Origin of the sequence: Vulcanococcus limneticus LL (assembly GCF_943369875.1) — a bacterium.
Lineage (GTDB): Bacteria > Cyanobacteriota > Cyanobacteriia > PCC-6307 > Cyanobiaceae > Vulcanococcus > Vulcanococcus limneticus_A.
On the sequence record NZ_CALROT020000018.1, the window covers coordinates 19,370 to 35,155 of the forward strand.

Below are 15,786 nucleotides of genomic sequence, written 5' to 3' on the forward strand. Positions count from 1 at the left end.
GGGCCGCTTGGCGGCCCCAGCCCGATGGCCCCAGCGCCGTGGCCTCAGCGGATGAACAGCATCTCCTGGTAGGTGGGCAGGGGCCAGGCGCCGTCGTCCACCAGGGACTCCAGGGCATCCACGGCGGCCCGCAACTCACCCATCAGGGGCAGCAGGCTGTTGGCGCAGTGGGCCATGTGGGCCTCGCTGCCGTGGGGAGCCGAGCCGAGGGCGGCCTCCAGGGCGGCTGTCTTGTCGAGCAGCTGCTGGGCCAACCCGGCGATCTCCTGGGCCATGGCCCGCGAGGGCGAGAGGCCGATGGCCTCCTGCTCCTGCAGGGAGCCGGCCAGATCGCCGAGGTAGGCGGTCACGGCGGGGTACACCTGGGTGCGGGCGATGCGCAGGGCAAGCTTGGCCTCCACTTCGATCGCCAGGATGTACTGCTCGGCATACACCTCGTAGCGGCTCTCCAGCTCCACCGGGCTGAGCACGCCGTGGCGGGCGAACAGGTCGCGCACCTCGGGGCGGCGCAGCACCGGCAGGGCATCGGCGCTGGTGCGCAGGTTCTCGAGACCGCGCTCGCGCACGGCCATCTCGTGCCACTCGCTGGAGTAGCCGTCGCCGCCGAAGACCACTGAGCCGTGCTCCTGGGTGATCTGCTTGAGCACCGCGAAGGCCGCCGACTCAATGGATTCACCGGCCCCGAGTCGCGCCTCCAGCTGATCCGCCACCCAGCAGAGCGAGTCCGCCAGGATCGTGTTCATCGCCACCAGCGGGCCCGCCACCGACTGGCCCGAACCCACGGCGCGGAACTCGAAGCGGTTGCCGGTGAAGGCGAAGGGGGAGGTGCGGTTGCGATCGCCCGGATCCTTGGGGAACTCGGGCAGGGTGTCGACGCCCAGCTGCATCACGCCACCGCTCGAGGAACCCTTGAGCTCACCGTCGCGGATCTGGTTGTAGACGTCCTCCAGCTGGCTGCCGAGGTAGATCGAGATGATCGCCGGCGGTGCCTCATTGGCCCCCAGACGGTGATCGTTACCGGCGGTGGCCACCACCGAGCGCAGCAGTGGCCCGTACTTGTGCACGCCCCGGATCACGGCCCCGCAGAACAGCAGGAACTGCATGTTGTCGTGCGGGGTGTGGCCCGGATCCAGCAGGTTGCCCTGGGTGGCGTTGCCGATCGACCAGTTGACGTGCTTGCCGGAGCCGTTGACGCCGGCGAAGGGCTTCTCGTGCAGCAGGCAGGTGAAGCCGTGCTTCTTGGCCGTGCTCTTGAGCACGGTCATGATCAGCTGCTGGTGGTCGGTGGCCACGTTGGCGGCCTCGTACACCGGCGCGATCTCGAACTGGCCGGGGGCCACCTCGTTGTGGCGGGTCTTGGCGGGCACGCCCAGGCGGTAGAGCTGGTGCTCCACGTCCTGCATGAACACCTGCACCCGCTCGGGGATGGCGCCGAAGTAGTGGTCGTCGAACTGCTGGCCCTTGGCCGGCGGGGCGCCGAACAGGGTGCGGCCGGCCAGCTGCAGGTCGGGGCGCAGACCCAGGTAGGCGTTATCCACCAGGAAGTATTCCTGCTCGGCGCCGCAGCTGGAGTTGACCGGGGCGATCTCCTTGTTGCCGAGCAGCTTGAGCAGGCGGTGGGCCTGCTGGTTCATGGCGGCGTTGGAGCGCAGCAGCGGCGTCTTCTTGTCCAGGGCCTCGCCGGTCCACGACACGAAGACCGTGGGGATGCAGAGCGTCAGCCCGTTGGGCGTCGGCATCAGGTAGGCCGGGCTGGTCACATCCCAGGCGGTGTAGCCGCGGGCCTCGAAGGTGGAGCGGATGCCGCCGTTGGGGAAGGAGGAGCCGTCCGGTTCGCCCTGCACCAGCAGCTTGCCGGTGAATTCGGTGATGGCGGAGCCATCGCTCTGGGGGGCGATGAAGCCGTCGTGCTTCTCGGCGGTGAGGTTGGTGAGCGGGTAGAAGACGTGGGCGTAGTAGAGGGCGCCACGGCTGGTGGCCCACTCCTTCATCGCCTGGGCCACCACGTCGGCCACGGAGGCATCCAGCTTGCCGCCCTCGCGGATGGTGCGCTGGATCGACTTGAAGGCCTCCTTGGGCAGGGCCGCCTTCATCTTGGCCAGGGTGAAGACGTCACTCGCCCAGATCTTCTCGAGGGCCGGTGTCGGCTCGACAGCCGCGGGCTTGCGCCGCAAGATCGACTGAAGGGCGGCGAAACGCTCGGGGCTGGGCATGGGGGCTCAAGGGAGTGTGGTGGCATGCAAGGCCCCGGAGGGGCCCCTGCTTGGTATCAAGTGTTACCGAAATCGGCTGATCCGGCTGGTGCCGGGCCCTCAGGCGCCCGGAGGGCGCAGGGTGCGCCAGTCGCCGCTGGTGGTGCTCACCTCCACGCCGATGGCCATGGCGGCGCCGTTGCCTTGTGGATCCAGGCTCGGGCCGAGCTGGCTCTGCCACCAGCTCTGGGCTTCGCCCCAGGCGCTCTCCAGGGAGTCGTAGAGGCCATCGAGCACGGGGTGGGGAGCGCCCTGCTGGTCCACCAGCCGGTAGAGCCGGGGCGATTGGAGCGAGAAAGCCATGGCGGCCAAGGCTGTCGGAATGGCTTCACCATCCCGCGCAGGCCACCCTCCCCACTGTCACCGTGGCTGCCGTTTCGCCAACCAGTCGCCGGCCGGCGGCAGGCTCCAGGCCACCAGGCACAGGATCTGGAGCAGCCCGATCAGGCCCAGCCCCGGCCAGGACGGTGAGCTAGCCATGGGGCAGGGCCAGGGGCCGGGCCGGGGAGGCCAGCGCCGGCGGCGCGGCATGGCGCAGGGTGCGCCAGTCGCCGCGGCGGGTGCTCACCTCCATGCCGAAGTGGGCGCCCAGCACCAGGCTCCGATCCAGGGGCGCCGCCTCGGCGGGCAGCAGGCCCTGCCCCTCGCACCACGCCAGGGCGGCGTCCCAGGCCGCCTCGATCGAGTCGAACAGGTCGTCGAGGATCGGATGGGGCTGGCCGCTGGCATCCACCAGCCGGTAGATCCGGCCCGGATCGGCGGGGGAGGGCGGCGTGGCGGCGGGCAAGGGAGGCGCGGCCGGGGCGCGGCGAACGGCGTGACGATCCGCCCCAGGCTGGCCCCGATCGCCTGGGGGCAGGGTGACCTTCACAACATCTGCAGGTCGCCCCCATGGCCCTCAGTGCAGCTCGAACAGCAGCAGGTCGGCGCCCTCGGGTCCGGCCGTGAAGCCCGTGAGGGCGGCTGGCTGGAAGCCCAGGCCGTCGCCGCGCACCAGGGCCGCGCTCGGCTGACCGCCCGCCCGCTGGATGGTGCCGCTGCCGTCGATCAGCTGGATCCAGCCCTGGCTGCCGGCCGCCAGCGCGATCGGCAGCGGCTCGCCGGCGCTGGGCCGGGCCCGCCACAGCCGCACAGGGCGGAGGATCGCCATGGCCCCGCCGGCCCGCTCGGGATCCAGCAGCGGTGTCCAGCCGGCCCCGATCGCAAAGGGTCGCTGTTCGTAGGCGGGGGCGATGCCGGCCTCGCTGGGCTCGATCCAGATCTGCAGCATCCGGCAGGGGCCATCGCCCTCGTTCACCTCGCTGTGCACCACGCCGGTGCCGGCGCTCATGCGCTGCACCTCGCCGGCGCGCAGCACCTCGGCGTGGCCCATCGAATCGCGGTGGTTGAGCTGACCCTCCACCATCACCGTGATGATCTCCATGTCGCGGTGGGGGTGCATGCCGAAGCCCCGGCCGGCGGCGATGGTGTCGTCGTTGATCACCCGCAGGGGGCCGAAGCCCATCCAGGCGGGGTCGTAGTGGCTGGAAAAGGAGAAGCTGTGCCAGCTGTCGAGCCAGTCGAGCTGGCTGTGGAAGCGCTCGGCGGCGGGGCGGAACACCAGGGTGTCGGTGGCGTTCGGGCCCGGGGCTTGTGTGGTGGTCATCGGTTCAGGCCTGGGGGATGGACAGGTGCTGCAGGCGGCGCACGAGATCGGCGATCGAGTCGTCCTTGGCGGGATGGTTGCTGTTGCTCACCAGCTGGCGGCCCACCACATGGGCGCCGAGATGGGCCAGCTGCAGCCGCAGGGCCGTGAGCACCGTGTGACCGCCGCCGCCGGAGTGGCTGGCGATCGCCACGGGGCGGCCGTTGAACAGGGCCCGGAAGTCGTCGCCCTGCACCGACAGCCAGGCGATGGCGCTGGTGAGCACGGGCGGAATCGAGCCGTTGTATTCCGGCGCGCAGATCACCCAGCGGGGGGCGGCGGCCAGCCGGGCCTCCAGCCCCGCCAGCTCCGGCGGCGTTCCCGTGGCCTGGGCCTGGGGGGTGAACAGGGGCAGACCGATGGCCGTGAGATCCAGCACCTCCGCCTGCTGGCCCTGCTGGCGGGCGGCCGCCGCGAAGCGCTCCGCCAGCTGGAGGTTCTGGCCGTTGCTGGCGGCGATCACCAGCACATCGGGGCAGGTGGGGGCACTCATGGCTGGGGCTCCAGGGTGGGGTAATCGGTGTAGCCAGCCGGACCAGGGCTGTAGAAGGTGGCCGGATCCGGCGCCTGCAGGGGCGCCTGCCGGCGGATGCGTTCCGGCAGGTCGGGGTTGGCGAGAAAGCCGGTGCCGAAGGCCACCGCATCCACGGCCCCGGCGGCGATGGCGGCGTTGGCCTCCGCCGCCGTGTAGCCCATGTTGGCCACCAGCACGCCTCGGAACTGCTGGCGTGCCGGGGTGAGCACATCGCCGTGCTGCTGTCCCATCAGGTCGCCGCGCATCAGGTGCAGGTAGGCCAGCGGCAGATCATTGAGCCGCTGGGCCAGCCAGGTGATCAGCCCGATCGGATCGGCATCGGCCATGGCGTTGAAGCCGTTGAGGGGCGAGAGGCGCAGGCCCATCAACGGCGTTTCCTGGGCCACCGCCTCGAGCACCTCCAAGAGCAGCCGCGCCCGGTTCTCGAGCGGCCCGCCATAGGGGCCGGAGCGGCGGTTGCTGCCATCGCGCAGGAAGGCATCCAGCAGGTAGCCGTTGGCGCCGTGCACCTCCACCCCGTCGAATCCGGCGGCCATGGCGGCGCGGGCCGCCTGGCGGAATCCCGCCACGATGGCGGGCAGTTCGTCGTCGCCCAGTTCGCGGGGAACCACGTAGGGCTGCTTGCCCTCGGGGGTGTGCACCTCATCGCCGGTGATGGCGATCGGGCTGGGGGCCACCGGCTGGGCGCCGCCATTGAGCAGGGGGTGGCAGGCGCGGCCCCCATGCCAGAGCTGCAGCACGATGCGGCCGCCGGCGCGGTGTACCGCCTCGGTGGTGAGCCGCCAGCCCTCGATCTGGGCCTGGCTGTAGATGCCGGGCTCGTGCCAGAAGGCGGAATTCCCCTCCATCACCATCGTGGCCTCGGCCACGATCAGGCCGGCACTGGCCCGCTGGCCGTAGTGCTCCGCCATCAGCGGTCCCGGCACATGCCCCTCCTCGGCGCGGCAGCGGGTGAGCGGTGCCATCCAGATGCGGTTGGGCAGCTCCAGGGAGCCGAGGTGCAGGGGAGAGAACAGGTCGGTCATGGCCGTGGAGGAGAGCAGAGCGGGCGGAGGGCAGCGCCGGGGCGCTTCAGGGGCGGCTCAGCCCCAAGACCTTTAACCAGGGTCGCCGGGCCGCCGAGGCCGCGTTGTGCTTTGTAGGGCGGTCGTCGCAGAGGGGCCGCTCCTGCTCAGGCCACAGGTGCGGAGCGCGTGGGGGCCGGTGTCGAGGGCGAGGGCGGTGGGAGGGGAGGCGGTGCACATCGAAGGGGGGCGAGGATGGGGCTGCTGACGAATGAGCCGATGCTCCGACCTCCCAGGGCGGCGGCGCAAGAACGCACCGCCATGTGGCCGAGGCACCCGCGGGTAACCCATGGATGAGCCGATGGGTTTCAGCGCCAGCCACGACCACACCAACTGCAAGGCGGAGCTGGCCCTGCGGGTGATCCAGGGCCGTTGGAAGCTGCTGGTGCTGCGGGAGCTGATGGAGGGGATCCAGCGGTTCTCGGCGCTGCAGTGGGCCCTGCCGGGGGTGAGCCAGAAGGTGCTCACGGCCCAGCTCCGGGAGCTGGAGGCCGACGGGGTGCTGCGGCGCACCGTGTATGCGGAGGTGCCGCCGCGGGTGGAGTACGGGCTCACGGCCCTGGGCCGCGAGCTGATCCCCGTGCTGGAGGGGCTGCATGCCTGGGGCCAGCAGGTGGCGGCCAGCTCGGCGACGACCCCGGGCGAGGCCAACACGGAGCCAGCTAACTCATAGTGACTCCGACTTAGCTGCTAGGCTGGCGCCATTCACCCCGCCTGAGGGCGCCCATGGACCTCTCCAAGCCCAGCACCCACGCCAACCTCGAAGCCGCCTTCGGCGGCGAGAGCATGGCCAACCGCAAGTACCTGTTCTTTGCCGATGTGGCCAAGCAGCTCGGCAATGCCGAGCTCGCCAAGCTGTTCCGCGACACCGCCGCCCAGGAGACCGAGCACGCCTTCGCCCACTTCCGCCTGCTCCATCCCGAGCTGGTGATCGGCGATCCCGCCGGCCTCAGCGAGTCCGAGAAGCAGGCGATCCTTGCCCGCTGCCTGGAGCTGGCGATCGAGGGCGAAACCTACGAGTACACCACCATGTACCCGGAGTTCGCCGCCCAGGCCCACGCCGACCACGACGGTGGCGCCGAGGCCGAGTTCAACGAGCAGATCGACGAATCCAGGCAGCACGCCGGCGTGTTCCGCACCGCCGCCAAAAACTTCGGCCTGCTGGCCCCGATCGAGCAGCACCACGCCGAGCGCTACGGCGTGGCCCTGGGGGCCCTGCAGGGCAAGGGGGTGGCCGGTGAGGCCTCCGAGCCGGTGGCCGGCCTGTGGATCTGCAAGGTCTGCTCGATGATCTACGACCCGGCCGTGGGTGACCCCGACTCCGGCATCGCCGCCGGCACCCCCTTCGAGGCGATTCCCGACAGCTGGGTCTGTCCGATCTGCGGCACCCGCAAGGCCAACTTCATTCCCTACCGGGAACCCGAGCTGCAGGTTGCCTGAGCGTTATCACGGCCAGGTTGCCAGTCGCCGATCTAGTGTGGGAACCAGCACGGGCGCATCCGCATGAGCCAGTTCCCCGCTGCCGGCTCCGGTCCGGCTGACGACCGCGTCAGCACCAGTCTCAAATGGGGCCGTGACGGCGAGCTCTCCCCGGTGGATCTGCAGCGGGTGCTGGAGCGGCTGCAGGTGCCGACCCTGATGGAGTGCCCCCTGCGCGACGAGCGGATCTGAACCGCAGGTGGCCCCTAGGCTGGCCCCGATTTCCAAGGGCCTGCCATGTCCTGTCACCGCGTTGCCGTTCCGTCCCGCAGGCTGAGCGCTCCCCTGGTCGCGGCACCCCTGCTGGCGGCCGCGGCGCTGATCGTCTCGCCCGTCGTCGCTGGCGCGCCTGCCCAGGCCGCTCCCGTCTGCACGTTCCTGCAGCCCATCGGCGGCAATGGCGCCACGCCGATCGTCTCCAAGCAGGTGGGCCGGGGCAAGTTGCTCGGCCGCACCAACTGGAACACCGATTTCATCGTGGATCGGCCCTACGACAGCTACAAGTTCTTCTTCACGGCCAACTCCTCCAGCGGCAGCGCCCAGTACCCCGTCACCGGCTATCTCAAGTTCAGCGACGGCACCAACCTGCAGGTGTTCAACGAGATCATGAGCCCGCCGATCGGCACGGGCCGCATGTTCGGCCCCTTCCCCGCCATCCCCGGCAAGCAGACCAGCCAGACCAACTTCAAGATCGGCGCCAGCGATGATCCCGGGGCCCTGGGCTTCAGCTACCGCATCTCGGTGCAGGGCTGCAGCGGCAGCTGATTGGGTTGGCAGCCGAGCTAACGGCCGCTGAGCCATCGGCTGCGTTCATCGGCCCGGCCGCTGTCGCGTCGAGGCGATCAACGGCTGGCGTGATCGACGTCACAGCGGCCTGGCCTGGGGATCTGTCTAGGGTTTTGCGGTGACAGGTCCGCGGTGAAAGGTCTCTCCCGTTCGCGACAGCTGGCCGCCGCCGCGGCGGTCGTCGTTGCCGTGGCCCTGGTGCGGGGTCTGTGGCCCCGCCAGGAGGCCAGCCGCCAGCGGCCGCCCGTGCCGGTGGAGCTGGCCACGGCCCGGGTGGGGGCGATCAGCGTCACCTACCCGATCACCGGCGAGGTGCGGGCCGTGGCCTCGGCCCAGATCCGGCCGGAGGTGAGCGGCATCCTCGAGCGGGTCTACTTCCGGGAGGGCCAGGAGGTGACGGCCGGCCAGCCGCTGCTCGGCCTCGATCGCGCCCCCTTCCGGGCGGCCCTGAACCAGGCCATCGCCAACCGCCGCAAGGCCGCCGCCGCCGTGCAGGTGGCCGCCGCCAAGGCCCGCAGCGCCCACACCCTGGCCCGCACGGCGCGGCTGCGGGCCGACCGCTACTCCCGGCTCGGCAGCCAGGGCGCCGTCAGCCGCGACCAGGAGGACCAGTTCCGCAGCGATGCGGACTCCCTGCAGGCCGAGGCCCTCAGCCGCGATAGCGAGGTGGTGAGCGCCCGCGCCGACCTGGCCGCCGCCGAGGCCGCCGAGGCCGCCGCCCGCCTGCGCTACGACCGCACGACCGTGCGATCGCCCATCAGCGGCCGCACCGGCCAGCTGCGGGTCACGCCCGGCAACCTGCTGCAGGAGGGCAACACCCAGCCGTTGCTGGTGGTGAACCAGTTCCGCCCGATCGATGTGGTCTTCGCCCTGCCCCAGCGGATGCTGGGCCAGGTGCGGCGGGGCCTGGCCGTGCGGCTGGAGACGGGCGAGCAGGGCCGCGTCAGCGCCATCGACAACGCCGTGGATCCCAGCACCGGCACCACGCCGATCAAGGTCTCCTTCAGCAACACGGCCCTGCGCCTGGTACCGGGGCAGTTCGTGAAGGGGGCGCTGCAGCTGGAGCGGCTCAACGGCGTCACGCTGATTCCCCAGGTCGCCGTGCAGAGCGGCCAGAAGGGCAGCTTCGTGTACGTGGCGGCCCCCGCCCGGGGCGCGGCGCCCGGGTCCGCTCCCGCCTCGGCCGGCGCCGGCGCCACGGCCAGGCCTGGCCGCGCGGTGGAGGCCCGCACCCTGGAGCTCGGCCCCGCCAACGACGGTCTGGTGGTGGTGCGACGCGGCCTGGTCCCCGGGGAGCAGGTCGTGATCCGCGGCCAGTTCGCCCTCGGCCCCGGCGCCCGCATCATCACGCGACCCCCTGGCGGTGGCGCCCCGCCACCACCAGCTCCCGGCGCGTCGCCGCGCCAGCCATGAAGCTCTCCGTTGCCCTGATCCGCCGGCCGGTCACCACGATCCTGCTGAGCCTGGCCCTGGTGGTGTTCGGGGTGGTCGGCTACCTGCGGTTGCCGATCAGCGACCTGCCCAGCATCGATTTCCCCACGCTGCAGGTGAGCGCCTCCCTGCCCGGCGCCAACCCCCAGACCATGGCCACGGCCGTGGCTACGCCCCTGGAGCAGCAGTTTTCGAGCATCGCCGGCCTCAGCGCGATGACCTCCAGCAGCAGCCAGGGCAGCACCCAGATCAGCCTGCAGTTCAACCTCGACCGCGAAATCGACGTCGCCGCCCAGGACGTGCAGACCGCCATCAGCCAGGCCTCGCGCCTGCTGCCGCCGGACATGCCCACGGCGCCGTCGCTGCGCAAGGTGAACCCCGCCGAGCAGCCGATCTTCTACCTGGTGCTGAGCTCCGAGGTGCTGCCCCTCTCGGAGGTGAGCCGGGCCGCCGAGGTGCAGATGGCCCAGCGCCTCTCGATGCTCGACGGGGTGTCGCAGGTGCAGGTGTTCGGGGCCCAGAAGTATGCGGTGCGCATCCGCGTGGATCCCCAGGCCCTCACCGCCAAGGGGATCGGCCTCGACGAGGTGGCGGGAGCCATCCGCTCCGGCAACTCCAACCTGCCCACCGGCAACCTCTACGGCCGCCAGCGCACCTACAGCGTGGAGGACAACACCCGGCTGGAGGATGCCGGCGCCTACCGGCAACTGGTGGTGGCCTTCCGCAACGGCTCACCGGTGCGCCTGGGGGATGTGGCCGAGGTGAGCGACAGCGTGGCCAACGAGCGGCTGGCCAGCTGGTACAACGGCACCCGCTCGATCGTGCTGGCGGTGCAGCGCCAGCCCGGCAGCAACACGGTGGCCATCGCCGATGCGATCCGGGCGCTGCTGCCCGAGCTGGAGCAGCAGATTCCCGGCGCCATCCAGGTTGACGTGCTGTTCGACCGCTCCGAATCGATCCGCGAGGCCATCCACGACGTCCAGATCAACCTGGTGGTGACCGTGGCCCTGGTGGTGGCGGTGGTGGCCCTGTTTCTAGGCACCGGCATCGCCACGGCCCTGCCGTCGCTGGCGGTGGTGGTGTCGCTGGTGGCCACCTTCGGGGCCATGGCGGTGCTGGGCTTCTCGCTCGACAACATCTCGCTGATGGCGCTCACCCTGAGCGTGGGCTTCGTGGTGGACGACGCGATCGTGATGGTGGAGGCGATCGTCTGGCGCCAGGAGCAGGGCGAAAGCCGCTGGCAGGCCGCCATCAACGGCGCCCGCGAGATCGGGCCCACGATCGTGTCGATGACCCTGGCCCTGGTGGCGGTGTTCATCCCCGTGCTGTTCATGGGCGGGCTGCTGGGCCGGCTGTTCCGGGAATTCGCCGTGACCATGAACCTGGCGGTGACCTTCTCGGCCCTGGTGGCCCTCAGCCTCACGCCGATGATGGCGGCCCGGCTGCTGCCAGCTCCTGGCTCCGAGCGTCGCGACAACCCCCTGCTGCGGCGCTTCGACGCGCTCTTCGCCCGGATCACCCGCCTCTACGACCGCACGCTGCTGGCGGCCCTGCGGCGTCCCCGGCCGGTGCAGCTCATCTCGGTGGCGCTGCTGCTGCTCTGCGTGGTGCTGGTGCCCCTGGTGCCCAAGGGTTTCATCCCCGACCAGGACAGCGGCCAGCTCACGGTGATCACCCAGGCCGCCGAGGGCATTTCCTTCGAGGAGATGTCCGGTCTGCATCGACGACTCAGCGCCAAGCTCCAGGCCCATCCCGCCATCGCCGGGGTGAACAGCACGATCGGCTCCGGGGGGGCCAATGCCTCCGCCAACACCGGGCGGATGTTTGTGAAGCTCAAGCCCCGCTCCGAGCGCGCCATCGGCGCCGAAGAGCTCAGCACCCAGCTGCGGCGCACGGTGAACGGCATCCCGGGTCTGCGGGCCTTCGTGCGGGTGCCGGCCGCCGTGAACATCGGCGTGGGCCAGACCCGGGCCAAGTACCAGTTCACGATCCAGGCCATCGATCTGGAGGCGCTGCTGGAGCAGGCGCCGGCCTTTGAGCAGCGGCTGCGGGCCCTGACCGAGCTCACGGATGTGAGCAGCGATCTGCTGCCCAACAACCCGGAACTGCAGCTGCGCATCGACCGCGACCGGGCCGCGGCCCTCAGCGTTGACGCCGCCGCCCTGCAGGGGGCCCTGCGCAACGCCTATGGCGAGAACCAGGTCTCCACCATCTACAAGCCCGACGGTCAATACCCCGTGATCGCGGGTGTGAAGCGCGGGGCCCAGAGCGAACCGGCCGACCTCGACCGCCTCTCGATCCGCAACGGGGAAGGCAAGCTGATCCCCCTGGCCACCATCGCCTCCCTCGAGCAGGGCAGCGGTGCCGCCAGCATCAACCACACGGCCCAGTTGCCGTCGGTCACCTATTCCTTCAACCTGCGGCCGGGCGTGTCGCTGGATGCGGCCACCGGCATGATCCGCACGCTGGCCCGCGAAGCCCTGCCCCCCGGCACCACCGGCGCCTTCCAGGGCAGCGCCCGGGTGTTCGAGGAATCGCTGGCCGGCATGGGCTGGCTGATCCTGGCGGCGGTGCTGGTGATCTATGTGGTGCTGGGCATCCTCTACGAAGATGCGATTCACCCGCTCACGATCCTCACCAGCCTGCCCTCAGCCGCCGTGGGGGGGCTGCTGGCCCTGCTGGTGTTCGGCTCCGAGCTGAACATCTACAGCATCATCGGCCTGGTGCTGTTGATCGGCACCGTGAAGAAGAATGGCATCATGATGGTGGATGCCGCCATCGCCAATCGCCGTGATGGACTCGACGTGCTGGAGGCGATTCACCGCGCCTCGCTGGTGCGCTTCCGCCCGATCATGATGACCACCGTGGCGGCGATCGTGGGCACGATTCCGATCGCCCTGGGCTGGGGAGCGGGGGCCGAGTCCCGGCGCCCCCTGGGTCTGGTGGTGCTGGGCGGCATGGTGCTCTCCCAGCTCGTGACCCTCTACATCACCCCGGTGTCCTATGTGCAGGCCGAGCGGATTGCCACCCGGCTGGGGCTGCGGGGTGAATCCCGCCAGGAAGCTGCCGAGCCGGCTGAAGGCCCCACCTCCGCCGGTTAAGACGCGGCGGCGGCGGTGCCTTCGCGGGGGCTGGACTTGAGGGGGGTGCGGATCAACCACAGGGCCTCCCCATCGCGCCAGAGCAGCAGCAGCCCGTCGCGCTCCACCAGGGTGAGGCCCTGGGGCTGGGTGAGGCTCAGCTCGGCCGGGGCGCCGGGGGCCAGGCGCCGCACCTCCGCAGCGGCGCCAAGGTCTGCGAAGGGGGAATTGGCGGGCCGGGCCCGGCGCCAGAGGGCCTGCAGCCGCTGGCCGAGGGGCGCATCGGGCCAGAGCAGGCGCCGGCGCACCGCCTGGGCGGGGGCGCTGAAGCCGTCGAAGGCCCCCTCACTGGCCCCGGGGATCCAGCCGCGGGCCAAATCCAGCACCTCGGCGGGCTGGGCGGGCAGATCCGCCTCCCCATCCGGGGGCTGGGGGCTGCTTGCGGTCGCTCGGGTGGCGGGCCTGGCTGTCGGCCTGGCGGCGGGCTTCGCCTTCCCGGCCCTGGGTTGGCCGACCTCCGGCAGCAGATCGGGCGGCGGTGGCGGCAGGGCATCGAGGGCCGCCAGTGAGGCGACGCTCAGGGGCTGCAATCCCCTTGCCCCCGTGCGCGCCTGGGCATCCAGGCGGGCCTGGGCGGCCTGCAGCCGGCGGCCCAGGCGCAGCAGCTGGGGCGTGTCATCCACCGGTCGGGATGCGGCTGGGCCGGAGCGGGCCACATCGCCCGTGGGCCGGCTCGCCGGGGTGAGGGCGCCGATCAGCAGCAGCAGCGCGTTGACGCCCAGGGCCAGCAGGAAGGCCCGGCCGAGGGGATGGGCCAACAACCGCTGCCCGTGGCGTTGCCACTGGCTGGGATCAACCCTGGGGAAGCTGGAGTTCAAGGGAGAGGCCTCCGTTGTCGAGCTGGTGGAGCAGGCCCAGCACCTCACCCCAGGGGGTGGCTGGATCGGGCAGCAGGCGCAGGTGCAGATCGGGTCGGCGCTGGCGCGCCTGGCGCAGCAGCGCCACCAGCTCCGGGCGCGACACGGGCTGGTTCCACAGACGCAGCGCCCCGCCGGGTCCCACGTGCAGGGTGAGCAGGCCCTGGGCCATGGGGCGTTGGGCCAGCCGCTGGGGCAGCAGCAGCAGGGCCAGGCCGAAGCCGGCCAGGGCCGTGCCCAGCAGGCCGTAGCCCAGGCAGGGCAGCCACCAGCGCGTCATCCGCCCCCCGCCAGTTGCAGCTGCACCGGGCTGCCGCTCTGCCGCTGCAGCCAGGCCAGGTTGCGGCTCACCTCCCCACTGCCCAGGCCCGGCGAGGGCAGAAAGTGCACCCGCACCGCCGGGCCCTGGGGGCCGGCCTGGGCCAGGCGCAGCCGCTGGCGGCGCAGGCGCTCCCCCAGGGTGGCTTCACTCAGGGGGCTGCCGTTGACGCTCCAGGCACCGATGGCACTGCGCACGATCAGCAGGGTCTCGGCGCCGGTCGTGGTCTGGCTGGCCTGGGCCCTGGGCTCTGGGGATCCCCCCAGCAGCGCCGGCAGGCTGGCCGTGGCGGTGAGCACCACCAGGGTGGTGGCGGTGGCGGGCATCACCAGGGCCAGCATCCCTGTCAAGGGCTGACCTTTCACGGGCCGACCTCGCGCTGGCGCAGCTCCAGGTCGAGCAGACCGCGCTGCCAGCGCCGCAGCCCCTGGTTGAGCAGCAGCAGCGCCAGGGCCGCCAGGGCCAGCTGCAGGCCCACGACCGTGCTGGCCAGGACATCCGCATAGCCCGCCAGGGGGCTGGTGGGGGGCAGCAGCAACTGGGGCCCCAGCTCCCGCAGCACGCCCATCAAGCCGAGCACCGTGCCCACCAGCCCGAGCAACGGTGCCAGCAGCACGGCGGCCTGGAGTACCGGTTCGCCGAAGGCCATGGCCCGCTGGCGCCGCTCCAGGAGCAAGCGGGCCGCCGCCGGGTTGGGTGTGGCCGCCAGCTCGCGCCGGAGGCTGTCGCGCTGGCGCGCCGGCGGCCGCCACCAGCGCCACCAGAACGAGATCCGCTCAAAGGCAATCGTGAACACCGCCAGCGACAGCAGAGCCAGGGGAAGGGCCACAGGCCCGCAGGCCTTCAACAGGGACATGGCTCCGGGCGGGAGAGAAGGGCTCAGGCCGCCGGGATGTTATCGACACACCCGTCTGCTCCCCGGTATCAGCCCGGAGGGTTCGCGGTAGCGGCGGCACTTGACGGCTGGTTGGCCCCCAGGCCCAGCTGCATGAGGCGGAACTGTTCCTGGGTCTGGGGGTCGCGCATGGCCGTCGAGGAGGTCTGCCATCGGCCCCAGGTCTGGGCCCGTTGTTCCAGGAGCAGGCTGCAGAGCGTCGGCAGTTGCCGATCCAGATCCCCCTCCACCTGGTCTTCCAGGGCGCGCTGCAGCACCAGCAGGTCGTTGAAATCCCCCAGCTGCTCCTGCATGGCCTTGAAGCGCTCGATCCAGGGGCTGAGGGCGTCCCCCTCCAGCTCCTCCAGGTTGGTGAGGGCGTAGCGGGCGGCCTTGATGCGCTTGCGCAGGTCGTGCAGGGCTTCGTGATCGCCCGCGGCGCCGTAGCCGCGGCAGCGCCAGCCCGGGTGCAGCATCAGCCCCGCCAGGGCGTCGGCCTTCCACTCCGGCAGCCAGGCGCGCACCGGCTCCTCGCCGAGGGCCGTGGTGCGGGGCTGCTTGAGCCAGCCCTGCAGGGCGGCGATCAGCTGCAGGTAGCGCTTGCCCTTGAGCGTGTCGACCAGCGCCTCGAAGGCCAGCCGCCGCTCCCGCTTCAGCTGCTTCTGCACCCGCTTGAGGTTGGCCAGCTCCCGCGGCGGCAGCAGCGGCAGCAGGTCCCCCTCCAGTCGGCCCCGCAGCACATCGAGATCGCGGGCCAGGCCCAGGCTGCGGCCGAACTTCGCCAGCCGCTGCCCCGTCACCACCTCCGGCAGCTCCAGGGCCGGCGCGAACTGGGCCAGGGTGGCCCGCATCCGTCGGAACCGCACCCGCAGTTGGTGCAGGGGTTCCGGGTCCGTGTCCTCCAGCACCGGGGTCTGCAGCTCCACGATGCGCCGCAGGTGGCTCTGCACCAGTTCGGCGGCGTAGGCCCCACCGCTGAGCACGGGGATGGCGGTCATCGTCGCTCTCGTTTCACAGCGCTCGCGCGTTACAGCCTTGGGGCGGGGATCGACTCGAGAGCCGAAGGTGGTCCGCCCCCATCGTTCCTCTCTAGGACAGATGACGATCCACGTCCGCACAGCGCCCCGCGCCGTGGCCGCTGAGCCGGGTGTAACCCTGGCTTCAGCTCTTCAACGTTGACGGCAGGCGCAGGTGGCTGTCGAGAGGCTGGCGCAGCTCAGGATGCAGCGACACCAACCAGGAGCCCAGCAGCAGGATCGTGCCCTGGATCGCCAGGCAGGTGCCGATCGACGACAGACGGTTCGACGACAGACGGTCAGCGGAGGGGAGCGCCATGACCCAATGGCTCGTGATGCCACTTCAGAG

At 71.3% G+C, this 15,786-nt stretch carries 18 protein-coding genes; 6 read left to right on the forward strand and 12 right to left on the reverse strand.

The window, feature by feature from the left end:
• Positions 1-44 precede the first annotated feature (44 nt).
• From ACLV7J_RS14725 to ACLV7J_RS14750, 6 genes are all read right to left on the reverse strand, one after another.
• Positions 45-2,213, reverse strand: a complete 2,169-nt coding sequence (locus ACLV7J_RS14725) for a glutamine synthetase III (protein ID WP_411869815.1) — start codon at positions 2,211-2,213, stop codon at positions 45-47.
• 99 nt (positions 2,214-2,312) lie between these two features.
• Positions 2,313-2,555 carry a hypothetical protein gene (locus ACLV7J_RS14730; protein ID WP_411869816.1) on the reverse strand — a complete coding sequence of 81 codons (243 nt, stop codon included), beginning with the start codon at positions 2,553-2,555 and terminating at the stop codon, positions 2,313-2,315.
• 169 nt (positions 2,556-2,724) lie between these two features.
• A complete protein-coding gene (locus ACLV7J_RS14735) occupies positions 2,725-3,039 on the reverse strand; it encodes a hypothetical protein (RefSeq protein WP_411869817.1) in 315 nt (104 codons plus the stop codon).
• Positions 3,040-3,150: 111 nt separating this feature from the next.
• Complete coding sequence (locus ACLV7J_RS14740) at positions 3,151-3,897, reverse strand: pirin family protein (protein WP_411869818.1); 747 nt, start codon at positions 3,895-3,897, stop codon at positions 3,151-3,153.
• Between the two features lie 4 nt (positions 3,898-3,901).
• The gene (locus ACLV7J_RS14745; RefSeq protein ID WP_411869819.1) at positions 3,902-4,429 is read right to left on the reverse strand and encodes an NADPH-dependent FMN reductase; all 528 of its coding nucleotides are present in this window, start codon (positions 4,427-4,429) and stop codon (positions 3,902-3,904) included.
• On the reverse strand, positions 4,426-5,496 hold the full coding sequence (locus ACLV7J_RS14750) for an alkene reductase (protein WP_411869820.1): 1,071 nt from the start codon (positions 5,494-5,496) through the stop codon (positions 4,426-4,428). The genes ACLV7J_RS14745 and ACLV7J_RS14750 overlap by 4 nt, the downstream gene beginning before the upstream one ends.
• 328 nt (positions 5,497-5,824) lie before the next feature.
• Between ACLV7J_RS14750 and ACLV7J_RS14755 the strand changes: the two genes are divergently transcribed.
• From ACLV7J_RS14755 to ACLV7J_RS14780, 6 genes are all read left to right on the forward strand, one after another.
• The gene (locus tag ACLV7J_RS14755; protein ID WP_411869821.1) at positions 5,825-6,208 is read left to right on the forward strand and encodes a winged helix-turn-helix transcriptional regulator; all 384 of its coding nucleotides are present in this window, start codon (positions 5,825-5,827) and stop codon (positions 6,206-6,208) included.
• A 53-nt stretch (positions 6,209-6,261) separates the two neighbouring features.
• Entirely contained in the window at positions 6,262-6,975 is a 714-nt protein-coding gene (locus ACLV7J_RS14760) for a rubrerythrin family protein (RefSeq protein ID WP_411869822.1), read from the forward strand.
• Between the two features lie 63 nt (positions 6,976-7,038).
• On the forward strand, positions 7,039-7,206 hold the full coding sequence (locus ACLV7J_RS14765; RefSeq protein WP_411869823.1) for a hypothetical protein: 168 nt from the start codon (positions 7,039-7,041) through the stop codon (positions 7,204-7,206).
• 45 nt (positions 7,207-7,251) lie between these two features.
• On the forward strand, positions 7,252-7,779 hold the full coding sequence (locus ACLV7J_RS14770) for a hypothetical protein (protein ID WP_411869824.1): 528 nt from the start codon (positions 7,252-7,254) through the stop codon (positions 7,777-7,779).
• 153 nt (positions 7,780-7,932) lie between these two features.
• The gene (locus ACLV7J_RS14775; protein ID WP_411869825.1) at positions 7,933-9,213 is read left to right on the forward strand and encodes an efflux RND transporter periplasmic adaptor subunit; all 1,281 of its coding nucleotides are present in this window, start codon (positions 7,933-7,935) and stop codon (positions 9,211-9,213) included.
• On the forward strand, positions 9,210-12,332 hold the full coding sequence (locus ACLV7J_RS14780) for an efflux RND transporter permease subunit (RefSeq protein WP_411869826.1): 3,123 nt from the start codon (positions 9,210-9,212) through the stop codon (positions 12,330-12,332). The genes ACLV7J_RS14775 and ACLV7J_RS14780 overlap by 4 nt, the downstream gene beginning before the upstream one ends.
• Here ACLV7J_RS14780 and ACLV7J_RS14785 read toward each other — a convergent pair.
• The 6 genes from ACLV7J_RS14785 to ACLV7J_RS14810 form a co-directional block, all read right to left on the reverse strand.
• The gene (locus tag ACLV7J_RS14785; protein WP_411869827.1) at positions 12,329-13,189 is read right to left on the reverse strand and encodes a hypothetical protein; all 861 of its coding nucleotides are present in this window, start codon (positions 13,187-13,189) and stop codon (positions 12,329-12,331) included. The genes ACLV7J_RS14780 and ACLV7J_RS14785 overlap by 4 nt on opposite strands.
• Positions 13,164-13,508: a hypothetical protein gene (locus tag ACLV7J_RS14790; protein ID WP_411869828.1), complete on the reverse strand. Its 345-nt coding sequence runs from the start codon at positions 13,506-13,508 to the stop codon at positions 13,164-13,166. The genes ACLV7J_RS14785 and ACLV7J_RS14790 overlap by 26 nt, the downstream gene beginning before the upstream one ends.
• Positions 13,505-13,897 carry a hypothetical protein gene (locus ACLV7J_RS14795; RefSeq protein ID WP_411869829.1) on the reverse strand — a complete coding sequence of 131 codons (393 nt, stop codon included), beginning with the start codon at positions 13,895-13,897 and terminating at the stop codon, positions 13,505-13,507. The genes ACLV7J_RS14790 and ACLV7J_RS14795 overlap by 4 nt, the downstream gene beginning before the upstream one ends.
• Before the next feature lie 11 nt (positions 13,898-13,908).
• Positions 13,909-14,403, reverse strand: a complete 495-nt coding sequence (locus tag ACLV7J_RS14800; protein WP_411869830.1) for a MotA/TolQ/ExbB proton channel family protein — start codon at positions 14,401-14,403, stop codon at positions 13,909-13,911.
• Positions 14,404-14,471: 68 nt separating this feature from the next.
• Entirely contained in the window at positions 14,472-15,419 is a 948-nt protein-coding gene (locus tag ACLV7J_RS14805) for a CHAD domain-containing protein (RefSeq protein WP_411869831.1), read from the reverse strand.
• Positions 15,420-15,582: 163 nt separating this feature from the next.
• Positions 15,583-15,756: a hypothetical protein gene (locus ACLV7J_RS14810; protein ID WP_411869832.1), complete on the reverse strand. Its 174-nt coding sequence runs from the start codon at positions 15,754-15,756 to the stop codon at positions 15,583-15,585.
• Positions 15,757-15,786: the final 30 nt, after the last annotated feature.

What these genes read in the sequence shown, in the direction of transcription:
- ACLV7J_RS14740 (WP_411869818.1), bottom strand. Translation starts at nt 3,897, where the DNA reads ATGACCACCACACAAGCCCCGGGCCCGAACGCCACCGACACCCTGGTG.
- ACLV7J_RS14790 (WP_411869828.1), bottom strand. Translation starts at nt 13,508, where the DNA reads ATGACGCGCTGGTGGCTGCCCTGCCTGGGCTACGGCCTGCTGGGCACG.
- ACLV7J_RS14755 (WP_411869821.1), top strand. Translation starts at nt 5,825, where the DNA reads ATGGATGAGCCGATGGGTTTCAGCGCCAGCCACGACCACACCAACTGC.
- ACLV7J_RS14770 (WP_411869824.1), top strand. Translation starts at nt 7,252, where the DNA reads ATGTCCTGTCACCGCGTTGCCGTTCCGTCCCGCAGGCTGAGCGCTCCC.
- ACLV7J_RS14805 (WP_411869831.1), bottom strand. Translation starts at nt 15,419, where the DNA reads ATGACCGCCATCCCCGTGCTCAGCGGTGGGGCCTACGCCGCCGAACTG.
- ACLV7J_RS14730 (WP_411869816.1), bottom strand. Translation starts at nt 2,555, where the DNA reads ATGGCTTTCTCGCTCCAATCGCCCCGGCTCTACCGGCTGGTGGACCAG.
- ACLV7J_RS14760 (WP_411869822.1), top strand. Translation starts at nt 6,262, where the DNA reads ATGGACCTCTCCAAGCCCAGCACCCACGCCAACCTCGAAGCCGCCTTC.
- ACLV7J_RS14750 (WP_411869820.1), bottom strand. Translation starts at nt 5,496, where the DNA reads ATGACCGACCTGTTCTCTCCCCTGCACCTCGGCTCCCTGGAGCTGCCC.
- ACLV7J_RS14780 (WP_411869826.1), top strand. Translation starts at nt 9,210, where the DNA reads ATGAAGCTCTCCGTTGCCCTGATCCGCCGGCCGGTCACCACGATCCTG.
- ACLV7J_RS14745 (WP_411869819.1), bottom strand. Translation starts at nt 4,429, where the DNA reads ATGAGTGCCCCCACCTGCCCCGATGTGCTGGTGATCGCCGCCAGCAAC.
- ACLV7J_RS14765 (WP_411869823.1), top strand. Translation starts at nt 7,039, where the DNA reads ATGAGCCAGTTCCCCGCTGCCGGCTCCGGTCCGGCTGACGACCGCGTC.
- ACLV7J_RS14800 (WP_411869830.1), bottom strand. Translation starts at nt 14,403, where the DNA reads ATGTCCCTGTTGAAGGCCTGCGGGCCTGTGGCCCTTCCCCTGGCTCTG.
- ACLV7J_RS14810 (WP_411869832.1), bottom strand. Translation starts at nt 15,756, where the DNA reads ATGGCGCTCCCCTCCGCTGACCGTCTGTCGTCGAACCGTCTGTCGTCG.
- ACLV7J_RS14725 (WP_411869815.1), bottom strand. Translation starts at nt 2,213, where the DNA reads ATGCCCAGCCCCGAGCGTTTCGCCGCCCTTCAGTCGATCTTGCGGCGC.